The organism is Pseudaeromonas pectinilytica (genome assembly GCF_054780855.1).
In genome coordinates this window covers 1-983 of record NZ_BAAGVN010000198.1, presented here as the reverse complement: position 1 = coordinate 983, position 983 = coordinate 1, and the positions used below count along the sequence as shown (strand labels likewise).

At 49.1% G+C, this 983-nt stretch carries 2 protein-coding genes; both read right to left on the bottom strand.

The genetic code is table 11. From position 1 onward, the window contains the following. Positions 1-580 (bottom strand): hypothetical protein (locus ACYVG7_RS10210; RefSeq protein WP_460883013.1); only part of this gene is annotated, 580 nt, incomplete at its 3' end. Further along, positions 561-884 carry a TraE/TraK family type IV conjugative transfer system protein gene (locus ACYVG7_RS10205; RefSeq protein WP_460883012.1) on the bottom strand — a complete coding sequence of 108 codons (324 nt, stop codon included), beginning with the start codon at positions 882-884 and terminating at the stop codon, positions 561-563. The genes ACYVG7_RS10210 and ACYVG7_RS10205, both read right to left, overlap by 20 nt. Positions 885-983: the final 99 nt, after the last annotated feature.

Genomic DNA, 983 nt, shown 5'->3' with positions numbered 1-983 from the left:
ACAACCAAGAGCCCAACAGTGCAAAATCCTGGTTATCGGGTGGGGTGAAAATAGTCAACAACACGTAAAGGGAACAGCGCCCGGCTTTTCGGTTCACGACGCCCTTAATAGGCCACTGCTGACCATCAATAGCTAAGGTGATTTCACGCGGTGGAATACGACGAGGTACTAAGGTGACAGATAATGCGGGCGCTTCCTGACCAGGCGGAGTGATGTAAAGTGAAACCGGTGATTCTTTGTCCGTGGCCACATATACAACATTCCCCTTGATTTGCGTCTGAGCATCACTGGTTGTTCTCACCTGAGGCGATTCAAACGGCGTCACAATCCGGTTCAGATGACCAATACCTACAGGGATCAGTTCATTAACACCCGGTGTCATCAGCAGCGTTGTTGGCACATCCGTTGAAGCCGTATTGGTTTGAGTCGGTGGATTTGCAGTAGCAGACTGCTTCATTACACTGGCAGGCACAATCGGCAATTCCACGTCTGCATACGACGCTTGAGATAATAGGACGCCACTTAAGCTCATTGCGATTAAGCTTGGTGTTATCCATCGACTAATTTTGGTTCGCATCATTCACCCTCCGGTTTTGCTCTTGGGTCAACTTTTCACGAACTCGCTTCGTTCTAGCTTGCCCCTCATACGTATCCATCCAACTGAGCTTTGGACGGTATTGCTCAATATCGATGTCAAACTCATAGGTGCGAGTTTGGCGCTGTTCATCTCCAGATGGCCCAGAGACCAAGGAATAACCGGTCACAAAGACATGGCCGGTTTCATATTCATACTCCACTTGTCTGGGTTGGAATTTGAGCGTGACTCGGTCTTCGCGGATTTGCCTTGCCTGAATCTCCAGTGCATCGACCACTTGCTGGTACACCGCTGGAGAAAGCAGCGGTGGCTAATAACATCATGTCGATCGGCCAATAACATCATGCCGATCACTATTTTTCTGCCCGCGTTTATAGCGTCTTTCTTT